28 protein-coding genes and 1 riboswitch are annotated in these 24,037 nt (G+C 41.5%); of the genes, 1 reads left to right on the forward strand and 27 read right to left on the reverse strand.

Features of this window, described 5'->3' with window-relative positions:
- Positions 1–108: 108 nt before the first annotated feature.
- The 26 genes from D2962_RS08860 to D2962_RS08980 all read right to left on the reverse strand — a co-directional run bounded on the left by D2962_RS08860 (position 109) and on the right by D2962_RS08980 (position 20,364).
- Positions 109–1,587: an IS1182 family transposase gene (locus tag D2962_RS08860; RefSeq protein ID WP_120769056.1), complete on the reverse strand. Its 1,479-nt coding sequence runs from the start codon at positions 1,585–1,587 to the stop codon at positions 109–111.
- A gap of 141 nt (positions 1,588–1,728) precedes the next feature.
- Positions 1,729–2,169, reverse strand: a complete 441-nt coding sequence (locus D2962_RS08865; RefSeq protein ID WP_122014767.1) for a CD1247 N-terminal domain-containing protein — start codon at positions 2,167–2,169, stop codon at positions 1,729–1,731.
- Between the two features lie 19 nt (positions 2,170–2,188).
- Complete coding sequence (efp, locus tag D2962_RS08870; protein WP_120765553.1) at positions 2,189–2,746, reverse strand: elongation factor P; 558 nt, start codon at positions 2,744–2,746, stop codon at positions 2,189–2,191.
- A gap of 27 nt (positions 2,747–2,773) precedes the next feature.
- A complete protein-coding gene (locus D2962_RS08875; protein ID WP_122014768.1) occupies positions 2,774–3,850 on the reverse strand; it encodes a M24 family metallopeptidase in 1,077 nt (358 codons plus the stop codon).
- On the reverse strand, positions 3,851–4,297 hold the full coding sequence (aroQ, locus tag D2962_RS08880) for a type II 3-dehydroquinate dehydratase (protein ID WP_122014769.1): 447 nt from the start codon (positions 4,295–4,297) through the stop codon (positions 3,851–3,853).
- Positions 4,298–4,357: 60 nt separating this feature from the next.
- Positions 4,358–4,876, reverse strand: a complete 519-nt coding sequence (locus D2962_RS08885) for a shikimate kinase (RefSeq protein WP_120765556.1) — start codon at positions 4,874–4,876, stop codon at positions 4,358–4,360.
- Between the two features lie 27 nt (positions 4,877–4,903).
- A complete protein-coding gene (locus tag D2962_RS08890) occupies positions 4,904–5,797 on the reverse strand; it encodes a type IV pilus inner membrane component PilO (RefSeq protein ID WP_162991168.1) in 894 nt (297 codons plus the stop codon).
- The gene (locus D2962_RS08895; RefSeq protein WP_120765558.1) at positions 5,784–6,341 is read right to left on the reverse strand and encodes a PilN domain-containing protein; all 558 of its coding nucleotides are present in this window, start codon (positions 6,339–6,341) and stop codon (positions 5,784–5,786) included. Before D2962_RS08895 ends, D2962_RS08890 begins: the two co-directional genes overlap by 14 nt.
- A 1-nt stretch (position 6,342) precedes the next feature.
- Complete coding sequence (gene pilM / locus D2962_RS08900) at positions 6,343–7,401, reverse strand: type IV pilus assembly protein PilM (RefSeq protein WP_122014771.1); 1,059 nt, start codon at positions 7,399–7,401, stop codon at positions 6,343–6,345.
- A gap of 12 nt (positions 7,402–7,413) precedes the next feature.
- Positions 7,414–7,686: a late competence development ComFB family protein gene (locus D2962_RS08905; protein ID WP_122014772.1), complete on the reverse strand. Its 273-nt coding sequence runs from the start codon at positions 7,684–7,686 to the stop codon at positions 7,414–7,416.
- A 16-nt stretch (positions 7,687–7,702) separates the two neighbouring features.
- A complete protein-coding gene (locus tag D2962_RS08910; protein WP_162991169.1) occupies positions 7,703–8,203 on the reverse strand; it encodes a pilus assembly PilX N-terminal domain-containing protein in 501 nt (166 codons plus the stop codon).
- On the reverse strand, positions 8,193–8,663 hold the full coding sequence (locus tag D2962_RS08915) for a PilW family protein (RefSeq protein ID WP_120765562.1): 471 nt from the start codon (positions 8,661–8,663) through the stop codon (positions 8,193–8,195). Before D2962_RS08915 ends, D2962_RS08910 begins: the two co-directional genes overlap by 11 nt.
- A gap of 15 nt (positions 8,664–8,678) precedes the next feature.
- The gene (locus D2962_RS08920) at positions 8,679–9,473 is read right to left on the reverse strand and encodes a type IV pilus modification PilV family protein (protein ID WP_162991170.1); all 795 of its coding nucleotides are present in this window, start codon (positions 9,471–9,473) and stop codon (positions 8,679–8,681) included.
- A 12-nt stretch (positions 9,474–9,485) separates the two neighbouring features.
- Positions 9,486–9,941: a GspH/FimT family pseudopilin gene (locus tag D2962_RS08925; protein ID WP_162991171.1), complete on the reverse strand. Its 456-nt coding sequence runs from the start codon at positions 9,939–9,941 to the stop codon at positions 9,486–9,488.
- Positions 9,942–9,952: 11 nt separating this feature from the next.
- On the reverse strand, positions 9,953–10,690 hold the full coding sequence (locus D2962_RS08930; RefSeq protein WP_122014775.1) for a prepilin peptidase: 738 nt from the start codon (positions 10,688–10,690) through the stop codon (positions 9,953–9,955).
- Between the two features lie 100 nt (positions 10,691–10,790).
- Positions 10,791–11,192 (reverse strand): prepilin-type N-terminal cleavage/methylation domain-containing protein, encoded by a 402-nt coding sequence (locus D2962_RS08935; RefSeq protein WP_122014776.1) that lies wholly within the window; start codon positions 11,190–11,192, stop codon positions 10,791–10,793.
- A gap of 73 nt (positions 11,193–11,265) precedes the next feature.
- Positions 11,266–12,480 (reverse strand): type II secretion system F family protein, encoded by a 1,215-nt coding sequence (locus D2962_RS08940; protein ID WP_120765567.1) that lies wholly within the window; start codon positions 12,478–12,480, stop codon positions 11,266–11,268.
- Positions 12,481–12,505: 25 nt separating this feature from the next.
- Entirely contained in the window at positions 12,506–13,561 is a 1,056-nt protein-coding gene (locus D2962_RS08945) for a type IV pilus twitching motility protein PilT (RefSeq protein ID WP_122014777.1), read from the reverse strand.
- A 12-nt stretch (positions 13,562–13,573) separates the two neighbouring features.
- Positions 13,574–15,262, reverse strand: a complete 1,689-nt coding sequence (gene gspE, locus D2962_RS08950) for a type II secretion system ATPase GspE (RefSeq protein WP_122014778.1) — start codon at positions 15,260–15,262, stop codon at positions 13,574–13,576.
- 34 nt (positions 15,263–15,296) lie between these two features.
- Positions 15,297–15,380: riboswitch (cyclic di-GMP riboswitch) on the reverse strand.
- Between the two features lie 120 nt (positions 15,381–15,500).
- Complete coding sequence (locus D2962_RS08955; protein ID WP_120765570.1) at positions 15,501–15,713, reverse strand: hypothetical protein; 213 nt, start codon at positions 15,711–15,713, stop codon at positions 15,501–15,503.
- 23 nt (positions 15,714–15,736) lie between these two features.
- Positions 15,737–16,252 (reverse strand): YqeG family HAD IIIA-type phosphatase, encoded by a 516-nt coding sequence (locus D2962_RS08960; RefSeq protein ID WP_120765571.1) that lies wholly within the window; start codon positions 16,250–16,252, stop codon positions 15,737–15,739.
- A gap of 54 nt (positions 16,253–16,306) precedes the next feature.
- On the reverse strand, positions 16,307–17,029 hold the full coding sequence (sigK, locus tag D2962_RS08965; RefSeq protein WP_120765624.1) for an RNA polymerase sporulation sigma factor SigK: 723 nt from the start codon (positions 17,027–17,029) through the stop codon (positions 16,307–16,309).
- A 60-nt stretch (positions 17,030–17,089) separates the two neighbouring features.
- Positions 17,090–18,010: a peptidoglycan D,D-transpeptidase FtsI family protein gene (locus tag D2962_RS18555; protein WP_245984553.1), complete on the reverse strand. Its 921-nt coding sequence runs from the start codon at positions 18,008–18,010 to the stop codon at positions 17,090–17,092.
- Entirely contained in the window at positions 17,961–18,527 is a 567-nt protein-coding gene (locus D2962_RS18560) for a penicillin-binding protein 2 (protein ID WP_245984556.1), read from the reverse strand. Before D2962_RS18560 ends, D2962_RS18555 begins: the two co-directional genes overlap by 50 nt.
- Positions 18,528–18,792: 265 nt before the next feature.
- Complete coding sequence (gene mltG / locus D2962_RS08975) at positions 18,793–19,872, reverse strand: endolytic transglycosylase MltG (RefSeq protein WP_122014779.1); 1,080 nt, start codon at positions 19,870–19,872, stop codon at positions 18,793–18,795.
- A 21-nt stretch (positions 19,873–19,893) separates the two neighbouring features.
- Positions 19,894–20,364: a QueT transporter family protein gene (locus D2962_RS08980; RefSeq protein WP_122014780.1), complete on the reverse strand. Its 471-nt coding sequence runs from the start codon at positions 20,362–20,364 to the stop codon at positions 19,894–19,896.
- 422 nt (positions 20,365–20,786) lie between these two features.
- On the opposite strand from D2962_RS08980, the gene D2962_RS08985 reads away from it, so the two are divergent.
- On the forward strand, positions 20,787–23,489 hold the full coding sequence (locus D2962_RS08985) for a calcium-transporting P-type ATPase, PMR1-type (protein ID WP_122014781.1): 2,703 nt from the start codon (positions 20,787–20,789) through the stop codon (positions 23,487–23,489).
- A 46-nt stretch (positions 23,490–23,535) separates the two neighbouring features.
- Here the strand turns inward: D2962_RS08985 and D2962_RS08990 are convergent, their stop codons facing one another.
- Positions 23,536–24,009, reverse strand: a complete 474-nt coding sequence (locus D2962_RS08990) for a Fur family transcriptional regulator (protein WP_122014782.1) — start codon at positions 24,007–24,009, stop codon at positions 23,536–23,538.
- Positions 24,010–24,037 lie beyond the last annotated feature (28 nt).

The raw sequence follows: 24,037 nt of genomic DNA on the forward strand, positions 1-24,037 counted from the left end.
TGTCCTCCCTTTTTATAAATTTATATTTAACTTTTATCTCCATTATGACTTGGTACAAAAAAAAAGAGGGTTTTAAAAAACCCTCCAGCTTGTAGACAAAAACCGCTTTTAGAACGCACAACCTAAAAGCGGTTTTTTATTTGAAGCAAAAAATTTTAAAATCATAAAGAAAAATGAATGCAAAGCAGGGGCTGCCGGTGGAAACATCCCACGTTTTCTCTTCCACATGGCCAGCTTTTTTAAATTCATGCATGCGAAAAGAAGCGTGAGATAATGTCCTACTTTGCTCAAGCCTCTTAGATTCGTATAACGCATACCATGCTTTTCTTTGGCATCGGCAAATACCCGCTCGATGGTCTGGCAGCGCATCTTGTATAATTCTTTGCCTAATTCGGTGTGCCTTATATCTTCTGCTATTTCCACATAGTGCTCCCATATGTGCCGGGTTACCACTTTCGTGTAGTTTTTGCTCTGTGTGCATCTCAAACGCATGGGGCATTCCCGGCATATTTGTGGATCGCTCTTGTATTCCCGGTATCCTGACCGGTTGGTGGTGCTGTATTTTAATACTTGGTTGTTAGGGCATATGTAGCAGTCATAATATTCGTCATATACGTATTCTCTCTTTTTAAAGTAGCCATCTTTGGTCATTGGCCTTTTATATGGCATGACAGGAAGTATTTCCGCTTCAATGATTTCTCTGCATATGCCGGGGGTCTTGTAGCCTGCATCAACCACTACTGCTTTTATTTCGGGAAATTTATCGTTTACTTCTTGAAAAAGATCGGAGAATACCTGGCTGTCGTGTACATTTCCAGGTGCTATTTTGAAGCCAAGGATGAAGTTGTTGCGGTCGCAGGCTACAGAAGCCGTGTAGGCAAAGCAGCGCTCTTTTTCTCCTTTTTGGAATATGCCGCTTTCAGGATCGGTGGTGCTTATCTTTACTCGTTTTCCGTTGGTGGAGCTGTTTCCTCCTTCGGCATCGCCGCTAGCTTCATCGTCATCTTCTTCAAACGGTTCTTTGCCGTTGGCTTCTCTTTCGGCGTTGATTTCTTTTAAAAGTTCTTTCTTGTATTTTTGTACCTGCTTTTTTGCAACTTTCTCTATGTATTTATTCTTATTGGCACTGGCTTTTATGTGGGTGGCATCGATAAATACCGCGTCTTCTTTGATAAACCCGCACTCTATGGCTTCTTTTAATATTCGTTCGAATATCTTTTCAAATAGATCGCTTTCTTTAAACCGCCGTTCATAGTTTTTTCCAAAAGTCGAGAAGTGAGGTATTTTTTCTTGGAGCCCATATCCTAGAAACCAGCGGTAAGCCATATTGACTTCTGCTTCTTTGATGGTTTGGCGCATAGAGCGGATTCCATACAGTGCTTGGAGCATGAGCAGTTTTATTAATACCACTGGATCAATGCTGGGTCTGCCTGTATTTTCGCTGTATAGGTCTTTTACTTCGTTATATATGAAGTTAAAGTTGATGCTTTCTTCTATTGTCCTGAGGAGATGGTCTTTAGGTACTAAGCTATCAATGCTTACTAATTCTATCTGCTCTATTATTTCTCGTCTTTTCTTCGTTAACATTTCATCGCCCCACCGTATGTTTTTATTTCTTTAATTTTACTATAAAAATGATCATTTTTATACCCTTTTTACAAAAAAGACTGTCGACAGCTACTTTGTCGACAGTCTGGAGGGTTTTAAAAAACCCTCTTGCGCTCCCGGTTACTCCGTGTCCTTTGCGTGATCCACATCTATGATGACTTTACAGTTTGGGCACTCGGCTTTTCCGTCTTCATCTATAAGGTCTTCATCGATATAAACTGTTTCATGGCATTTGGGGCACTCTACCTCGATGAAATCTTCATCGTCGAAATCAAAGTCATCCCCGTCGTAATCTTCTTCGTCTTCATCATAATCATCATCTTCATCTTCGTCATCATCAGCGCCGTAATAATCCTCTTCTAATTCTCCTAAATCCTCATCGATACTTTCAAGGTATTCCTGATTTTCTTCCACCGCGTTTTCCAGTTCATCCAGAGCTTCTCCCATCTCCGTCAGCACATTTATTATTTCCATCATCAGCTTCTTTTCTTTAGAATCTTGCAGTTCCAGGCCATCAGCAAGACCTTTTACATAGGATACTTTTGACTTAAAATCACTCATTTGACTGCCTCCTTTCAAATTAAACCCTGCTTAGATATTCGCCTGTTCTGGTATCCACTCTTATGACATCGCCTTTATTTATAAAAAGGGGAACCTGCACCACCGCCCCCGTCTCCAGGGTCGCGGGTTTTGAACCTCCGGTGGCAGTGTCGCCCTTAAAACCGGGTTCTGTTTCAACTATCTGAAGTTCCACAAAGGTGGGGAGCTCAATTCCGATGGAAACACCTTCATAGAACATGACCATAACTTCCATATTTTCTTTTAAATATTTGATGGAATCTCCCAACTGGTCTTTGTTCAAAGGGATCTGCTCAAAGGTTTGCGTATCCATAAAATAGTAGGTATCTCCGCTTTGATACAGATACTGCATGGTTTTCCTCTCTATGACCGCACGGTTGAGTTTTTCACCCGCTCTAAAGGTCCTTTCAAAAACTTGCCCGGTTTTAACATTTTTTATCTTGGTCCTTACAAAAGCGGCTCCTTTACCGGGTTTAACATGCTGAAAATCCACTATCATGAATACATCTCCATCAATTTCAACGGTCACACCTGTTCTTAAATCGTTTGTAGATATCATGCAAAAATACCTCCCAAAAAATATATACTAATTTATAATAATTAAATGCTTATCGGATTTAGTTAAATTATCGCATCCATTCCGGGTAACAACCACCAGGTCCTCTATCCTCACACCACCATAATTTTCTATGTATATGCCCGGTTCCACCGTCACTACCATACCCGGCAAAAGTTCCATATCACCCTTTGGCGACAGCCTCGGAGATTCATGTATCTCAATTCCCACACCGTGACCTAAGCCGTGGCCAAAGTTGTTTCCATAACCATTTTTATCTATTGTTTCCCTGGCTACTCTATCTACATCTTTCCCCAAAAGCCCCGATTTTATATATTCCAGTGCTCTTTGCTGAGCTTCGAGCACTATATTATATATTTTAACCTGTGTGTCATCGGGTCTGCCCAAAAAAACGGTTCTGGTCATATCCGAACAGTACCAGGAGTAACGGGCGCCAAAATCCATGGTAATAAAGTCTCCGGGTTGAAGATTGCGCTCGGAAGCCCTTCCGTGGGGCAGGGAACTCCTTGAGCCCGATGCTACTATGGTATCAAAAGCACTACCATCGGCGCCGTTTTTCTTCATAAAGTATTCCATCTCACAGGCCAGGTCCCTTTCGGTAACCCCGGGTTTTATATATTCAAGAATATGCGTGAAAGTTTTATCGGTAATTTCCTGAGCTTTTTTTATGAGGTCAATTTCATGCGGTTCTTTGACTATCCTGAGCTCTTCCACGAGATTGGCTGCAGGTTTAATTTCAACGCCTTCAAAGTGTTTTTTTAGTTCCTCAAACTGGTTATATGTAAGATAGTGGCTTTCAAATCCCACATTTTCAATTTTTGATTTGAAATTATTTGCACAAACTTCAATAGGCGAAACACCCGTTTTTAGCTCTATAATTTCAAAATTCGGCGCTTCGTTTTTTGCCTGTTCGGTATATCTGGAATCTGTAATGATAGCGGCGTCTCGATTAGTAACGAAAACCACACCTTCGCCGCCGGTAAAGCCACTGACATAAAATTGGTTCTCGGGCTTGTTTATCAAAATACAGTCCAGTTTTTTTTCGGTAAGCTTATTTCTCAAAACGTCCAGCCTTTTAGTGTAAATTTAAATTCCCTCCCTTTTATGAAGGATATTCTTCAATCCCATAAGTGCAAGGATATAACCCTCCGCTCCCAAACCCGCTATTATACCTATGGCGCTCTGGCCGGTCAAAGTTTTTCTCCTGAAATCTTCCCTGCTGAATATATTGCTCAGATGGACTTCTACAGCCGGTATCCTTACGGCTTCCAACGCATCCCTTATGGCTACACTATAGTGAGTATATCCTCCGGGATTTATTATTATTCCGTCGTAGTTGCCCAGGCATTTTTGAATTTCATCTATAATAGCGCCTTCACTGTTTGACTGGAAAAAATCCACCGTGGCCCCCATTTCAAGAGCCTTTTTACTGATGTTTTCATTAATTTCGTCAAGGGATGTTTCGCCGTAAAACCTTTTATCCCTTATACCCAGGAGGTTTAAATTGGGCCCGTTTATTATTTTTATCTTCATATCAGACCTCCGCAAAAAAACTCCCAAATTATATTACCATATTTTCCACTTTTGAACAGGTCAAAATGAGATATTTTTATAATAGGCCACTATCTCTCCTGCTATATTCTCCACAGATTTTCCTGAAACATCTATGCTGAAGTCGTTATACTTCTCATATAGATTATATCTTTTTTTATACATGTCCTCTATATCTTTGATGCTTTTGTTATAAGCCAGAGGTCTGTAACCATCGTTTTTAACCCTTTCATAAATTAACTCCACAGGTGCCTTAAGCCAAAATATTATCCCGGTGCTGCCAAGGGCTTTCATGTTCCCGGGATTGAGAACAATTCCCCCGCCGGTGGCTACCACCGTGTTATTTTTGTTTGCTACTTCTTGCACGATCTGGCTTTCCTTTTCCCTGAAATAATTTTCTCCAAACTTTGCAAAAATCTCCGGTACAGTCAAGCCTAGAGATTCCTCTATGAGTAAATCGGTATCCACAAAGTCCATATTTAATATACCGGCGGTTTTTTTACCCACTGATGTCTTGCCGGTGGCCATGAAACCTATCAGTATTATGTTTGTTTTTTTCACTTCCGATCCTCCTGAAAAAATGTAGCACTATTTACTCTTTTCCGCATCTTCCAGAATTAATTTAAGAAACCTTTCCATAAAATCTGTAATCATCTTGTCCTGCTGATTGTTTTGCGGACTTGTGGGCATATTGCTTTGGTTTAGAATATTTGCGCCGGATTTTGATGAGGTTTTTGAGGGCGTCGGAGATGTGGAGGCATTTGTAGAAGTAGATGCATTATTCCCAGTTTCCAGCGATTTAAACGGGTTTTGCCTGCCGTAATTCTTATTCATAAAATCATAGGTAGTAGGCTCTTCCATAAGCTTTTGATTATATTTTATGGCAAATGTGCTAATCCCGAGCTGCATTTCAAGATTTTCGCCTGTATCCCCTTGTTTCTTGTTTAAGGTAATATTTCTTACATTGTATAACCTTTTAAAATTTTCCATAGTGGCCAGAAAGGATATGATATTATTATAGGAGCCCTCCAGATTCAATTGTATGGGTATTTCAACATAATCATTGTCATTCACATTATTGATATTATTTTGCGGTTTTAATTGGCCTTTATCCGTTGGTTGTTTTTCTTCTTTTTTTTCCTTCGGGGCACTTTCAAAAACTATCCCCGTCAATTTTACTCCCGCACCCTTTGAAAGGCTTTCAAGCTGTGTAATAATCTCCGGTACTTTTTTGCTGGATGGTATAAGCATTTCCATTTCAGCGATTTGTTTTTTGCTTTTTTCAATTTCTTTAATTAAAAAATCAATGTCGTTTTTATCTTTTTGTAAGCTTAAAAGTTGCTGTTGATTTATTTTCATATCTTTTTTAAGGGAAAGATATCTATCAATGATGTTTGAAAGAAAAAAATTATAATAAGTATAAACAGCTAACCCGACCAGGACAATCACTAAAAGGTTACTCTCTCTTTTACTTAGCTTCATTCTTATCACTTCCATTTACCATATTGCATTTGATTTCAAAACCATATAAACCATTTTCCTGCTGGTTTATACTGGCCGGTTCAACTTCAGATATTATATCTATGTTCTGCAAATTAACCAGGAATTGGGCTACAAGATTATAATTTTGAGCCTGGCCGGATATCTTCAAGCCGCCGTCATTTGTAAAGTTGATTGAAATCAGCTCCATTCCTTCGGGCACTTTTTGGCCTATTTCAGATATAATTTTCGACCACTCATTACCTTTTGATTGTAAAAAATGTATAATCTTTTGCCGCCTGATCACATCTTTTTCCAGTTCCTGCCTCATTATCCTGTATTCCGATATATCTTTCATGCTTGTCACTTGCTTTTTCACCGTTAAACTCTCATCTGACAGTTTATTTATTATGAAAAGCGGTATATATACTGAAGCGATAATCGAAATTACCATCATTATCATACCTGCTGTTTTTAGTCTTTTTAGTCTGTTTCTTTGTCTTATGTTTCTATACCTTTCGGGTAGAAGATTTATTTCTCTTTTCAATTTATTCCTCCTCCCGAAAAGCCAGGCCTAAAACATTGCAAAATAAATTAATAATGTCTTCCGGTATGTTGTTTTTTATTTTCACAGGAAAAATTCCTTTCAGGGGTAAAATGTTCATGCTTAACTGCTGGGCAAAGTACTTATCGATATGTTTTAGATAACTGCCTCCTCCTGTCATTAAAACTGTTTCAATAGATTTTTGAGTCTTAGATTTATAAAACTCCACGGACTGAAATATATTTTTTAAAAGCAGTTCCACAGTGGGCATAATACTTGTCATCATTTCCCACAAAAATTTATCTTCTGGCTGCTCATTATCAAAAAAAACCCTACCGTGGGTTTTCATATATTTTTCTCCATCCTCCAGCGTCAGGTTAAAGGAATTTGCAATGGTCCGGGCAATTTCTTCACTTCCGATTTGTACCAATCGGGTTAGAACCGGCACCCCCTGTTCTGCTATGGTAATAATAGTATTGGAAGCCCCCACATCTATCAAAACATAATTCTTATCCTTAACATCTCTTAAAAAATTGTTTAAAAACCGGCAAGTGCTGTTGCTGAAAAAATCTATCGCCCGGGGATTAATACTAAGATTTTCCAAAAGTTCTATGTAATTTTGTATAATGCCCGAAGGCACTGCGGCTACAAGGACCTTAAATAAATCATTTTGATTTTCTTTTATTTCTCCGAGTATTTTATAATCAACAATATACTCATCGCTATTGCCGGGAATGAACTGTTCAGCTTCATATTTTACCACGTTTTGAATTTCCTTCTGTTTAAGTTTTGGGACATCCACGGTTCTGATGACCATTTCGGGACATGCCAGGGTTATCGATGCTTTGGCCACTTTTATCCTATTATTTACAATAACTTCCCTGAGTTTATCCAAAAGGCTTTGCTTTTCAAGGATTCTGCCGTTCCTGACAGCTCCCAGCGGTGTTTCTTCAAGGCCCCAATTATATATGGTGGGCATATTTTTAGCTTCACTGTACACGGTCCATTTTATATTGCTGCTGCCTATGTCTAAACCCAGGATTTTATTCCCTGCTCCAAACATTTCTCCACCCACCTAAACACTTTTATGCCTTGGATTTTTAGACACTTGCTGAATGGATTCCATGATTGCGGCAATAACATCCACCCTGAACTGGGTATACATTTCTTCCAGCCTAGTATAAATCTCGCCTTTTTCCGAACTCACATAGTGGGGTTTTAATTTATTGAGAGTTAATGCTGCTATATCATTTACACAATCTTCACATTTACATATACCATCTATATCCTTTAAAACAGTCGGCAAAAAGTAAAATACAACATCCTCCATATAGTTTTTTAATTTCATAAATTTTTCCTCCCCGTTATCTTATTTGACGCCAGTATAAGATTTCAACTTTATTTTCTATGCCGCCGGCTTCATAGTCTTCCACTCTGATCCCGGCTTCTATCTCTCTTGTCATTCCCTCCATCGATGCCTGGGATTTTAAACTTATTTTGTAAATTCTTTTGTATACCACCGTTTGCTGCTCATCTACATATATGATATCATCAAGCTGCACATTTTCTACCGAAACCGTATAATTACCATGAGATTCGGGTTTTAAAAGGTCCTGGTCGCCAGCATCCATCTCCCATGTTTGGAAACTAAGATCGGTGCTAATATTTTCCATTTCAGCTATGTTATAAATAGCCTTTTCCAGCCCGGCTTCCGCCAGATAATAAGCCGCAACGCTGTCCCTATATGCCTTTTCCATACGGTATTCATTCATGGTTATCGCCAGTACGGAAGTGCCTAAAATAGTAAGTATAAGGGCGTACATCATTACCATAACTAGGGCCGACCCTTTATTGTTATTGAACATTAACTTCCTTCCCCCTGGCATTTATTCGGAACACATAGGTCCCGCTCTTTACACCTTGTCTGGCCTCTGTGGTCAGGGAAATTGAAATGAGATTATTGGAGTATTCAAAGTCGCAGCCGATAATATACATGGCTACAGTGCTGCCACTTTCTGCAAGCCTAATTTCCTTTGATGCAGAGTCATAATAATATGACCTTGTGCTGCCGTCATCGAATAATAGTGATATCCTTTTTTCAGCGGTGTTTATATTTATTGTATCAGCCATTTGAATCTCGTCACTCAAAGTGTTCATGGCTATCCGGAGGTTCTGCTGGACTTCTACCTGGTTTCCGCTGCGTACCCAGGCCTTGACACCCGAAAAATACGCCAGGCTTGCAGCGGTAATAACCAGGCTTACCAGACCGATAGTAACCAGTAACTCCACAAGGGAAAAACCTTTAGTATTTTTTAAGAGAAGCATTTAAGCCACCGCCTGTTAAAATCCAAATAGATCCCGTATTGTCAGGCTAATACCGTATCGGTTTCTAACTTCGTTTTTAAAATGTCCCCAGTTAATCAGTCCATAAGTGTTGTGAATATAAACAAGTATGTCGTAAGAAGCTTTGATTGCATCAATAAAAGGGCGGTTATGAAGCTCCGGAACCTTTAACCACAATATTAGCGGAATTATGGTAAGGGCTAAAATTATTACTCCTACGGCACGTAAAAAGCTCAGCAATCTGTGAAACCAGTTCCAGTAATCATCTTCATCTCCCGCCGGTGGCGGCGGCTCCTCAATGTTCCCTCCACCATGTCCACCTCCGTTTCCACCTCCACCACCATTGTCATTACCCCCATCATCTTCGCCGCCATTCCCAGGCGGTGACGTATCTATCGATTCAATAAATACATTGGTGGAGTAGGAAGCCAGCATCAAGCCCTGGGTTTGAGCATCCATCCCCTTCCGGGGAGTCACATACACCTTTACCTTACTCAGGTTATTGTTTTTGGTGCTTTCCGGGACTTCCACCTTTATCTCTACACCGTACCTGTCCTTATAATCATTGATTTCCTGTTCAAGGTTTGACCGGTTTATATCACCGGCTTTGATCCTATCCATTATGTCTCTTGCCACCGTTAGAGCGATAATATCCCGGTTGGTCTTATAATTGTTCTCTACAGAAGATGAAAACAGCCCTATAACAGGTACTATTACGATTCCCAGTATGGCAACAGCCACCAGGATTTCTATGAGAGTAAAACCTCCACTGTACTTTTTAACCCTTTCCACAATAACCCCACCTTAATAATATACTCTTATCCTTCCGGTGGCCGGTAATATGGTTATCCTGTATGTCCTGCCGCCACTGTCTTTGCTGTTCTTGATGTAAATTGTCCCACCGGTAGATGGCGCTCCCAGAGAGGTAAAGTGAAATCGGTTTTCCGGAAAATTGGTACTGATATCGATTCTCCTGTCAAAATTGACCCACTTTATTGTTTTGGGAAGCGGATTGGCATCGACCCGTATGCTATAGAACTTATTGCTGTTGTCAAATATAATATAACAGTTTATTCTTTCTCCCACAGCTACCTGTTGAGCATGCCTTATATCGGTGACAAGCTCCATAATGGTCGTGTTCATCCGGGCGTTTGACAGGATAAAACCAAAATTCTGGGTGGCAATGGCAGCTATAATGGAGATAATCACGAGAACAGCCAGCAATTCTACAGTAGAAAAACCTTTGCTATGTTTATACAAGAACAATTCTCCTATTTAAAATAATATGGAACAATATATTGACCGTAAAAGACCGTCACCATGGCAGCCGCCCCCAGGAAAGGCCCGAAGGGCACCGCATCCTTCATGCCTTTTTTACGGGTGATCAGTAAGACAAACGCGAATATGCCCCCCAATATAAAGGAAATAAACAGTGCGAGCAGCGCTTTCCGCCATCCCAGAAAAATGCCAATTACCGCCATGAGCTTTACGTCTCCTCCTCCCATGCCCCCCTTTGAAAGAATGACGATTAACAATAAAATACCGCTCCCGATTAAAGCTCCGGGGATATAATCTCTCAAAAGATTTTGTATATCTACGCTTGAAAAGATTATCCCTGCCAATAAACCCGCTATAATCATTTCATCCGGAATAATCTGGTTTTCCATATCAATAAAACATACAACAATTAAAATTGAAAAAAGCAAACTGTATTTAAAAAATAGCATTCCTATGCTAAACCTGTATAGCAAAAATGTATATAATGCGGCCGTTCCCAGTTCAACTATGGGAAACACCGCAGAAATCTTCTCTTTGCAATACGCACATTTGCCTCCCAGTAAAAGGAAGCTCAAAACAGGCACCATATGACACGGTTTTAACCTCTTTCCGCAGGTCGGACAGGCGGAGGGCGGAAAAATTATTGACTGCCCCCTGGGTATCCTGTATATGCATACATTTAAGAAACTGCCAATCATGAGTCCAAGGATAAATACAAATAAATAAAACATATAATGTATCAGTCACTTTCTTGAATAAAAGAATGGGTTCACAGGACAAAATGTATATTTTGCCCTGTGAAATATAAACCATTGATAAACGAGATTTATTTTAATCCAGTAAATTATCTGTAGCATCATTTGTACCATCGGTATAAACAACTTTCGTGCAGTTTCCTTTCGAATCAACTGTTGCTTTATAATCATCATATGAAGAATCTGCTTGCACCTCAGGTTTTTCTTTTAAATATCCAGCATTGGCTAGGCTGTTTCCTGTATAAGTCTTTTCACTGCTTTCCTGATCATCCAGCCATTTCTGTTCCGCTGCTCTGGCAACAATAGTTGCTGTCGCTTTATCAGCATTCTTCTTTGCTGTATTTATAGTCCCTGTAAACCTTGGCACGGCAATGGCCGCTATGATGGCCAGCACTGCAAGTACCGCCATCAGTTCCACCAGTGTAAAACCTCTCTTGTCCTTTCCAATCTTCTTAAAAGCCGTGGCAATTTTTATCATCGTTCTGATTCACCCCCTTTTCCCCTATAATTTTTTATTGGCAGAAGGAGAACCCTTCGAGCCTGCGTTTCCTTTAGAAGCTGACATTTGTCATTAAATCAAACATGGGCAGTACTATGGATATCACTATAAAGCCCACCACCACCGCCATACCAATAATTATGGCGGGTTCCAGAAGGGTGGTCATTCTGGTAACGGCACTTTCCACCTCGTCATCATAAAAATCTGCGGTCTTTGTCAGCATATAATCGAGGGTTCCGGTATCCTCGCCAATCTTTGCCATATGTATTAACATTGGCGGAAAAATTTCGATGCTTTTCAAGGGTTCTGAAAGCCCCTTGCCTTTTTTGATGCCCTCCTCCACCCCTGAAAGACTTTTTTGTATGACAATATTTCCCACAACTTTTTTGGTAATCTCTATGCCCTGAAGCACCGAAATACCGCTGGCCAGCAGTGCGCCCAAGGTCCGGGCAAATCGGGCGGTGATGACCTTTTTGTTGACTATTCCTATAACGGGTAATTTCAATTTTATCTCATCAAAAAACTCCTTTCCACCCTCGGTGGACGCATATATTCTCACCCCTAGGGCAGAACCGGTTAATAAAACTAACAGCAGCAGCCAGTATTTCCTTATTAAATCGCTGATGGACATTAGAATCCGGGTGGAGGGAGGCAGTATGGCTCCTACCTGCTGAAACATAGAGGCGAAGGTGGGTAAAACCACCGTTACAAGAAATGTTACCACTGCTGTTGCCACTATAGCTACAATGGAGGGATATACCAGGGCATTTTTTACTTTCTGGCTCAGTTTATATTCCTTTTCATAATGTATAGCCATTCTTTCCATGACTTTGTCAAGGGTGCCGCTTATTTCGCCGGTTTCCACCATGTTGACCAGGAGCTCGGGAAATATGCCTTTATATAACCCCATGACCTGGGAGAGGTTCTTGCCTTTCTGAACTTCTTCAAAAAGGATATCTAAAGTTTCTCTCAGTCTGGTATTCTCGGTCTGCTTTCTGAGGATGTCAAGACTTGCAAGGATGGGAACTCCCGCGTTTACCACCGTTGAAAACTGGCGGCAAAACACCGACAGGTCTTTGGTAGTGACTCGGCTGAACAATCTTTTTAAAGAAACGGTATCGGATATTTTTTTATTTTCCTTTATGTCAACGGGAAAATAGTTTTTTTCTCTGAGCATATGCACAACGGCAGTTCTGTCCGCCGCATCATATACGCCTTTTATTTCCTGCCCGGAAAGATTTATGGCCGTGTACCGGTATATGGGCATGTCCTCACCTCTTAACCCAGGGCTATCAATTGCCCATGAACCGCAGCAATGCTTCTTCGCTGCTGCAGTATAAAAGGGCGCTTTCATAGGATATAACTCCCTGCCTGTAAAGCTGTGCCAGGGCAAAATCCATGGTCTGCATGCCGTATTTTCCGCCGGTCTGCATGGAAGTTATTATTTGATGGGATTTGCCTTCCCTGATAAGATTTCTTATGGCCGGTGTGGCAATCATGACTTCCACTGCGGCTACTCTACCTCTGCCGTCCTTTCGGGCTATTAGGTTCTGGGAAATCACGCCCTGAAGCACCGTAGAAAGCTGCACCTTTATTTGCTGCTGCTGGTAAGGCGGAAATACATCTATGATTCTGTCGATGGTCTTGTCCGCCCCGATGGTATGAAGGGTCGAAAGCACCAGGTGCCCCGTTTCCGCAGCAGTTATGGCGATGGATATGGTCTCCAGGTCCCTCATCTCTCCCACCAGGATCACATCGGGGTCCTGGCGGAGGGCTGCCCTCAAGGCTGAAGCAAAGCTCTCGGAGTCATAGCCTATTTCTCGCTGGTTGATTATGCTTTTTTTATGTTTGTGGAGGTACTCTATGGGGTCCTCCAGCGTAATGATGTGGCAGTTCCTTTCACTATTTATCAAGTCTATCATAGCCGCCAGAGTGGTAGACTTGCCGCTGCCGGTGGGACCCGTGACCAGCACCAGTCCCCTGCTTTTTCTTGCCAGTTCTTTTATTACCGGAGGCAACCCAAGCTGTTCGAGGGTGGGTATGTTGAGGGCTACCAACCTCATAGCAAGACTGTAACTTCCCCTCTGGCGGTATACATTGACCCGGAATCTTCCTAGACCTTTAATAGAATAAGAAAGGTCAACTTCACCCCGTTTTTTAAGCCTTTCCAGCTGTTCTTCCTCCAGAATTTCTTCCACCATTTTTGCCGTATCTTCAGGAGTTAACTTTTCCTGGTTTATAGCAATCAAACTGCCGTTTATCCTGAGGGTTGGAGGAACACCTACGGTAATGTGTATGTCGGAAGCGGAATTTTTAGTTGCGTATTCCAGAATCTCTCTAAAATTCAAGCTGCTCTCTCCTTAATCCTGGGTGTAAACCACTTTCACCATTTCTGCCAGGGTGGTAATTCCAGCGATTACCTGTTCGATGCAGTTTTCCTTGAGAGTTTGCATCCCATGTTCCCTAGAAATCTCTGTCAGTCTATCCGTTGAAGCTCTCTGGGTTATTAGTTCACGATGTTTTCTAGTTACTACCATTATTTCATTCACCGCAGTCCTGCCCCGGTATCCGGTTCCATTGCAACTGCTGCAGCCTTTGCCTTTATATAGTTCCAATTCACTTCCCGGTTCAAAGCCGAGAATTTTAAGTTCCTGTTCGGAGGCCGGGTATTTTGTTTTACATTCCGGACATATCTTCCTGACTAATCGCTGGGCTATAACACCCACCATGGCGGCAGCGGCAAGATAAGGCTCGACACCCATATCCAGAAGCCTCACTACTGAGCTTGCAGCGTCATTGGTATGAAGGGTGCTTAAAACAAGATGACCAGTTATCGCTGCCCTTACCGCAAGGTTTGCGGTCTCTTCGTCTCTTATTTCCCCAACCATGATGATGTTTGGGTCCTGTCTCAGAATAGCCCTGAGGCCGTTGGCGAAAGTAAGCCCTATTTTGGGGTTTATCTGTATTTGATTTATCCCTTCCAGCCTGTACTCCACGGGGTCCTCAAGGGTGATGATATTTACCGAGGGGCTATTTAGTTCTCTCAAGGCAGTATAAAGGGTGGTGGTCTTTCCGCTCCCCGTAGGACCCGTAACCAGGATGATCCCATAGGGCATGCGTAAAAGCTGTTCATATTTTTGAATATTATCCTCGGTAAAACCCAATTGTTTTTTGGACATCAGGAAACTGCTCCTGTCCAAAAGCCTGATGACCACCTTTTCCCCATAAACGGTGGGCAAAACGGAAATCCTGAGATCTAGATTTTTTCCCGCCACCTCAATTTCGACCCTTCCATCCTGGGGAAGCCTTCTTTCCGCTATATTGAGGTTGCTCATAATCTTGATCCTCGCCACTACCGCTCCATGGGTCTGCATGGAGGTGCTCATTATTTCATGAAGCTCTCCATCTATCCGAAATCTTATCCGGAGCCTTCTTTCACCGGGTTCTATATGTATATCGCTGGCCCTGCTGACTACGGCCTGCTCGATAATGGAATTTACAAGCCGTACCACCGGCGCATTATTTATTTGCTCCATCAAATCTTTTTCCAGAGTTATATTATTATCAACTTTATATTCTTTTTTGAAATCTTCAATGGCTTTTTCTACGGTTTGCTTTCCATAATAGAATTCTATGGCTGCTTTTATGTCGTCTTCGGATGCTATGGCCGGCTGGACTTCCAATCCCGATGCGAGTTTTATTTCATCAATGGCAAATATATTCATGGGATCGCTCATGGCAACGGTAAGTAGTTTGTTAGATTTTTTTATTGGAATAATGTTATACTTCCTGGCAATGGTCTCAGGCACTATCCTGGCTACTTCCGGATCAATAAAATACTTGTCCAGCTTTACATGGGGAATCCCAAGCTGGTATTCAAGTATTTCCATCACATCATCCTCCGATACCATTCCTTCATCCACCAGAATCTTACCCAGCTTGTCTCCCCTTTTTTTCTGCAATTCCACTGCATATTCCAGTTGGTCTTTTGTTATCTTTCCCGATTCAACCAAAATATCTCCCAGCTTTTTTCTGTTTCTTAGAAGCATAAACCAACCTTCTCCTTAAAACAAAAATCCGACTAAATCTTATAGCCGGTTGCACTACTCCATCCGTCCGGTATAAGTGCCCAGATTTAACCGGAATTCATCTGGATCTATAATAAATATGCTTATTTTTTAAATAACTTTTGAGGAAATTCGACCAGATCCTGCATTATTTTTTATTATAATTCAACAGAAATTTAAAAAATCCTGCTACGTTAGACCTAAAACATAAAAAAATAGCCTAACGGCTTTTTATAAAATATAAACTCATGCGAGGAGTCTTTTGATTTTTACCCGGTAAGCCCACATCCATCAATCTGTAATTACGGAGAATGGGGTTCTTTTCCTTCAATTCCCTGACAATTTTTTTTACTTCATACACGAGGACTATTGGTTCCTGAAGGTTTAGCTGCAGATGGCGGGGCACTGTTTTATTTATTGTTAATAATTCCACATTATATCCCCCCATCATTATATTTACAAAACCCTGGATATTAATCCTTTTTTTAACATCAGCTTCAATATCATACCTTCAAACCTGCGCATCAACCTGGTCCATATGAATTCCCTATCACTTACCGGTTTTACCAGTATGGCGAACATACCCATTCTTTTTGCTCCAAATATGTCGGTAAATATCTGGTCACCTACTACCGCCGCCTGGTTTATTTTTATACCGAGAATATTTAAACCCTTCAAAAATGCTTTTTTACGAGGTTTGATAGCCCTGGTCACTGCCGGTATCTGCAACTGTCGGGCACATTCATTGATACGGCGGGCTCTGTTGTTTGATACAATACACAGGGATAAACCCTGGTCCTTACATTTTTTAACCCAATCCCGCAAATCCCGGTCGATATTAGAACAATTCCACGGCAGCAAAGTATTATCCAGGTCTATTAAAAGCCCCTTTATGTTCTTTTTCTTTATATATTCAATATCGAGACTATATATGTTATCTAAATACAGGTCCGGACAAAACATTTTCAGCATATTTTACCCCATCACATATGTTTTTCTTTTTATATATGTTATATTAAAAAAACATTATTTGCAACTATCTGTGTTTAATTCACTGAACAGTTTTTTTATAGCTCTTTTTTCTATTCGTGACACATAGGAACGGGATATGCCCAGGAGCTTGGCTATTTCTCTTTGAGTTTTACTCGCACCGTTTAATAAACCGTATCTGAGCTCAATAACTTTTTGTTCCCGGCCTTTCAATACGGTTTTTATTTTTTCATGCAGTTTCTGCTGCTGGAATTTCTCTGCAATCCTGTCCGTGATGGCGTCGGAATCTGTTCCTAGAACATCCATCAAAGATATTTCGTTTCCTTCTTTGTCGACACCTATGGGGTCCTGTAAATAAACTTCTGTTTTTATCTTTTTTGTAGCCCTGAGGTTCATTAATATTTCGTTTTCTATACATCTTGCTGCATATGTGGCAAGGCGGTTGCCTTTTCTGTTGTTAAAGGTGGTTATGGCTTTTATAAGGCCTATGGTGCCTATGGATATAAGGTCATCCATGTCTTCTCCGGTGCTGGCAAATTTCTTGACAATATGAGCTACCAGCCGCAGATTTCTTTCTATAAGGATGTTTCTGGCTTCTTCACTTCCGTTCTTGTAAAGTGTCAGGTATTTTTCCTCTTCTTCGGGGGAAAGAGGCTGCGGAAAAGTAGTACTGTTGGTTATAAATGCCAGCCATGCCAGAAATTCTTTAAAAAATAAAATACCCAAAGTCACCAGGACTGCAAGGGCATTCTCCATTATGTTACACCTCCCTGTGCGGTACCTATAATATATGACTTTAGGTTTTAAAATGTGCAAGTATTATTTGTGTAAATTTAATTTTTCTATGATATCCCTGAATACGGGCGCTGCTTTTACGGGGCCTGACCCTCCCTTTTCCAAAAAAACCGATATGATGTAACGAGGTGATTTTACCGGATAATATCCCACGAACCATGCATGGTATTTATTTTTTCCAATTTCCGCGGTCCCGGTTTTTCCGGCACTTTCTCCAAGAGAGGGTGAAGGCATGGCATTGATTCCCGTGCCGTATCTTGTTACATCTTGCAGCGCCTGTTTAACCATTTTTGCAGTTTTTTCCGATACAACCCTCTTTTTTTCCTGGCTTGAAGGCAGTGGTACGGTCCGGCCGTCGGCTTCTACCATCTCCATGGTTAAATGAGGTTTTATCAAAATACCATCATTCACTATAGCTAGAACCATCTGTGCAGCCTGCAGAGGGGTAAGCTGTATAGGCCCCTGGCCAATGGAGATATTGCCTATATCCTGATAATACACATTTTGAGCAGTGGGTATAAATCCAGGTTTTTCTTCGGGCAAATCCCCAAGGGTCTTTTCTCCAAGCCCGAATCTTTTTGCATATTCAAGGATTTTTTGTTTACCCAATCTCAAACCCAACTGAATAAAAACCGTATTGCAGGACCTGGCGGTTGCTTCCTTCAGCGTAATTTCACCATGACCACCCCTGTCGTAGCTTTCACATTTGAATATATTGCCGCCCACTTTAATAAAACCAGGACAATAAAATTTTTCATCCAGGTCTGTTATACCCTCCTCCAAAGCTGCTGAAAGAACGACTATCTTGAAGATGGAACCCGGGGAAAAAGCCTCTATAGCCCTGTTTATCAAAGGCGCATCTTCCCTGTTCAGGTATTCTTCTATATGGTATTGTTTATAATTTGGACGGCTGGCCATGGAAAGGACCCTCGCCGGTTTTTGCATCGAGAATTACCACTGCTCCCATGGGCACCCTTTCATCCATCACCTGCTCCACTATGGCCTGAATATTTTTATCTATGGTGAGTTTTATACCCCCTGTGGCCTCTTTGTATTGCTGTATCGCACCGGGTATGGGCTGGCCAAAACCATCGCTGATTATGGTGTTTTTTACCCCTAAGTTATTTAATATTTTTTCAAAGCTTTTTTCTATTCCGGTCTGGTTTTTATACCCCACTACATGGGTAGCCAGTGCCGAAGGCCCATAAGCGACCTTTTTTTTATATATAAAAACACCAGGCGTCTTACCCATTAAGTCCCGGATTGTATCGTAGTTTTCCTGGCAAATTTTTATATTTTGAGGTTTTTCAGCACCGGAAGAATTTAATATCCCTTTTTCTATAAGCAATTTTCTTTGAGAGTTTGACAGCCATCGAGGTGATATAATGGCATATGTTTCATAATATGAACCTGTTAAAGGTTCTCCATTTCTGTCATATATTTCACCCTTCAAATTATCCACAACAGGGCCAATCCTTTGGGACTCGGCCTTTTTTAAATAAAAAGAACCCCTTAAAACCTGGATATAAAACAAGCGCAATATTAACATAGAACTAAAAAACAATATGATAGTATATAGTAAAAACATCCGCATGTCTTTTTGCATCCCGTTCACCCAGGAGTATAATTCCCATTTTATTGGATATTATTCCCCCGGTAACCGCTCTGTATATTACTGATATTTAATTTTTCAGGATATCCAGCGGGTACTGGAAATTCCGGCTTTGTTATTTGTCACCTTCTGCATGTTTTTTATTCCTCAGGTGTTCGGCATAGGTTTTATTAAAAGTGTGAGTGCCGTCCCCATTGGAAACAAAGTATAAATAATCGGTATCAGCAGGGTTCAGTGCCGCTTCGATGGAAGAAATTCCTGGAGCACCGATAGGCCCCGGCGGCAAACCCGAATGTTTATATGTATTATACGGTGAATCCACTTCCAGGTCCTTTAAAGTCAGGAATTCTTTATGTTCTTTTAGAACATACTCTACTGTGGCGCAGGACTGAAGCGCCATGCCTTTTTTCAGTCGGTTGTGGAAAACCGAGGATATTACGGGCCTTTCCGCCGCAAGTTTGGCCTCTGCCTCGATAATAGAAGCCAGAGTTACAACCTGGTAAATGGTAAGACCGATTTTTTCCTGCTGTAAATCATAACCTCTGCCGAAATACATCTCGTTAAACCTTTTCAGTAAAATATCTATATAATAATGGGCAGGTTTTTCCTCGGGCAAAAAATATGTATCGGGGAACAAAAAACCTTCCAGAGTGGCATCCGGAGGAAGACCCTCAAGAAATTTATATTTATCTTTAAAGTATACAGGTTTGGCCGCCTGCAAAAATTCCTCTTTAGATAAAATATTATGTTCCTGAAATATTGCGGCCATTTTTTCCAGAGTAATGCCCTCCGGAATTGTTATTTTTTGTTCCTTCCTCAGCACATCTCCTGAAATCATTTTTTTAAGTATTTCACCGGGGGACATTGAAGGACTCAACAAATATGTACCGGATTTTATCCTTACATCATACCCATTTATTTTTGCATAAAGGTTAAAAACCATCGGATTTTTTATGAGACCTTCTTTGTACATGTTTTGAGCAAGCTCTTTTGCCGGGCTACCGCTTTTCACGTCGAATTCCACAAAGGCTTCGCTGGCTTTATCTTTTGGATATAACATTAAATGAAACCAGGACAGGGCAAAAAAAACAATACCCAGGATGGTTAGAACAGACACCAGCATTTTTATGTGGCTTTTTATATATAAATATATAGCACTCTCTATGAATCTCTGCCATATTATTTTATAATTCACGGAGTTCTCACCTTCTTTGCCTTATTTTTCAAAAAGCCCTGCAAGGCCTGTCCTTTTTATAAAATAGTATAACGGAATCCCCAGACCTGCCACTGCAACAAATTCCCCTATACCGATGTATAACACGGTTATCCAGTAGGGCATATCATACAAGAAACTCAGATAGTATGATACTCCAAAGGCATTTAAAACCACAGGCGGTACAGCGCCCAGCAACGGATTTTTCATTTTGCCCGTCATATATGCCGCAACTAGGGTAATAAGGCTTCCACCGTATATATCCCAGGGGCCCAGGCCCCCCAGAATATTTGCAAGAAGGCATCCCACAAAAAGCCCCGGAATGGCCGAGCTTTCAAGCATAGGTAAAATGGTCAGGGCTTCGGATACCCTTACCTGTATGGGGCCGTAACTGATGGGCTTTAAAAGGTAAGTGACGGCAGCGTAAATAGATGCTATGGCTGCGGCTCTTGCCAGATAACGTATTTGATTCATAATTACCCTCCTTTCTCAGATATTTTTTGTATTTATACGAAAAATATTATTTCCATAACCCCTTTACATGACCACTTTAAGTTTATCCTTACTTCATCATACAGTCAACAATTTGAATCCGATCAAAATACTTATTTACAACGAAATTTTTTTATTATATAATTTATAAACATGAGGTAAATATTTATCTATTCCCGTTAAAGGGGAGTAGCCATGTTGATAAAGCCACCAGCACGGTATTTTTACCTGGCTTTATCCTCTGGATTCACCGGAGGGCAAGACCTTTAACATAATTCGCAAGAGTTATGTAAAGGTCTTTTTTGCTTTCTATAACAATCTTCAGGAAAGGAGTGATTATTTTTATTATTAAAAACGTGTTATCTACAAATAATATTAATATAAACTGAGAGGGAGGGTAACTTTTGGAAAACAAAAAGTGGTATACACTGGAGAAAAAAGATGTTTCGAAAGTTTTAAAAACCCACCTGGAAAATGGCCTTTCTTCCGAACAAGCTCAGGAAAAGTTGAAGTCCCATGGTTACAATGAACTTGTGGGTAAGAGAGGCCAGACCATATGGGAAATGCTTCTGGAACAATTCAAGGATTTTCTGGTACTTATTTTGATTGCGGCAAGTTTAGTTTCCATACTCATCGGAGAGGTGACTGATTCTGCCGTAATCATACTTATTGTTATATTAAATGCCGTTCTGGGTGTAATTCAGGAGTCACGAGCCAGTAAAGCTCTCGAGGCATTGAAAAAAATGGCGGCTCCTGAAGCAAAGGTAATTCGCGATGGACACATTAAAGAAATCCCTGCGCGAGAACTGGTCCCCGGCGACCTGGTCCTTCTAGAGGCAGGAAATTATGTGCCGGCGGATTTGCGCCTGGTAGAGAGCATGAATTTGAAGATCGATGAGGCTTCCCTTACCGGTGAATCCGTTCCCGTAGAAAAAAATGCTGATATAGTGTTTCAGGAAGAGGTGCCTCTTGGGGATAGGACAAATTCTGCTTTTATGGGAACGGTGGTTAGCTACGGCAGGGGTAAAGGCGTGGTAGTATCCACCGGTATGAACACTGAGATAGGCATGATTGCCGAAATGCTTGAGTCCTATCAGGAAGAAGATACTCCCCTGCAGAAAAAACTCGCCGAACTCGGTAAAATATTGGGCATTGCCAGCCTCGCCATTTGCGGGGTAGTGTTCCTGCTGGGGCTTTTAAGAGGAGTTCCAGTACTGGAAATGTTCATGACTGCAGTGAGTCTCGCCGTGGCTGCCATACCCGAGGGACTGCCGGCCATTGTGACCATAGTGCTGGCCCTCGGCATGCAGCGCATGGTTAAACGCCATTCCATAATCAAAAAGCTTCATGCCGTTGAAACCCTGGGCAGCACCACGGTTATATGTTCCGATAAGACCGGAACACTTACTCAAAATGAGATGACCGCCACCAGGATTTATACCGATGGAAAAATGTATTCATTATCGGGCGAAGGTTACCGCCCTTACGGTGAATTCACTTTTGACAATTCCAAAATAGATCCAAAGGCGGATGCTCATCTTCAGCTTTTGCTTACCATCGGAACACTCTGTAATGATGCAAAGCTGGAGGAAAGCGGTACCGAAAAGGATAACGAGAAATCCTGGCGCATACTGGGGGACCCCACGGAAGGCGCCCTGGTGGTCGCTGCCGCAAAGGCAGGTATTTACACATCGGACCTGGAAAAAACCATGCCGCGCCTTCAGGAAATACCCTTTGATTCCGATAGAAAGCGTATGACCACCTTCCATCCGGCCGGGCAGGGATATGTTGCCTATATAAAAGGCGCTCCGGATGTAATGCTAAATTTATCCACAACGATTTATAAATCGGGCAAGGTGGTGCCCATCACCGATGAGGACAGAAAAAATATTTTAGAGGCAAACCACCATATGGCCACCCAGGCGCTTAGAGTTCTGGCCATTGCATATAAGGATGTCAACGCTATCCCTCAGGAACCGGACCCCGCGGATATTGAAAAAGACATGACCTTTGTGGGACTGATAGGCATGATAGATCCGGCAAGGCCTGAAGCCAGAGAAGCCATAAGGGTGTGTAAAGGCGCCGGCATCCGCCCGGTGATGATAACCGGAGACTACAAAGATACGGCCGTTGCCATAGCAAAAGAGTTAGGAATGCTCGAAGACGAGTCAAGAGTTTTAACAGGGGCAGAACTGGATACGCTGAGCGATGAGGAATTGACCGCGGCGGCAAAAGATGTTTCAGTTTATGCCAGGGTCTCTCCTGTTCACAAGCTCAAAATCGTGGATGCTATAAAGAAAAACGGTCATATTGTCGCCATGACCGGTGACGGAGTAAATGATGCGCCGGCTTTAAAGAAAGCGGATATCGGTGTAGCCATGGGTATCACGGGCACCGATGTGGCCAAAGAAACTGCCGACATGATTTTGACCGATGATAATTTTGCCAGCATTGTGGCGGCGGTAGAGGAAGGAAGGGTCATATACTCCAATATACGCAAATTCATATTCTTCCTTCTGTCATGCAATATAGCCGAGATATTGATTATATTCGTAGCAATGCTTATAGGTTTGCCCGTGCCTTTAAAACCCATACAGCTTTTGTGGTTGAACCTGCTGACAGACGCCTTCCCGGCCCTGGCGCTGGGTATGGAAAAGAAAGAGCCCAATATCATGAACAGGCCGCCGCGGAAGCCCGATGAACCAATAATGGATACCCGCATGAAGTGGCAGATAGCTATCCAGAGTACTTTCATGACCGTATCGGTCCTTGGTGTTTTCATATATGCATTAAAATTTACAAACGGTGTCGAAGCCGCACGCACCTATGCCTTTGCAACACTAATCTTCAGTGAACTCCTGCGGGCATATACATCCCGCTCCGAAACCTACTCGGTATTCAGCATAGGCTTTTTTGCAAATAAATTTATGGTTGGCGGTACCGTCATATCTTTCTTACTACTATTGATTGTTCTATACGTTCCGTATTTAAGAGGAGTATTCGATACCACATTCCTGTCATTCTACGATTGGGATATAATAGTGGCCTTTGGTTTAATACCCTTTGTAGCTGCCGAAGTGAGCAAGATTTTTCTCAGAAGGAATTAAAGTCAAACTCAAAAATAAAAAGACCTGTCGTGCTTGACAGGTCTTTTTATTTATCATACGTTTGCTGACATTCCTTGCAGTATCCAAGGAATTTGACCACATGGTCTACTACTTTAAAGTCATTGCCTATTTCAATTTTTTGTTCCAGTTCGTCGAGAAAGTCATCATCAAATTCTAAAACTTTGCCGCATTTAATGCATATAAGGTGATGGTGCTGGTGTTTTTGATCCTCGCTTAACTCGTATCTATAACACCCATCTCCGAAATTGAGTTTCTTTATTATATCGAAGTCATCGAATAACTGAAGAGTCCTGTAAATGGTGGCAAGACCTACATCGGGAAACTTTTCTTTAACAAGACCGTAAATTTCTTCCGTGCTCAGGTGTTTTGACTGGTTTTCTAAAAGTACATCCAGTGTAGCTCTTCTCTGAGGAGTAAGTTTACATTCTTTTCCCTTTAGTTTTTCCTCAATCAGTTTTATGCGGCGATTTTTTTCATCTTGTTTTTCTGCTAATTCCACTTTCGTCCCCCCTGATTCGTCCTACCAC

Origin of the sequence: Biomaibacter acetigenes (assembly GCF_003691585.1) — a bacterium.
GTDB lineage: Bacteria > Bacillota > Thermosediminibacteria > Thermosediminibacterales > Tepidanaerobacteraceae > Biomaibacter > Biomaibacter acetigenes.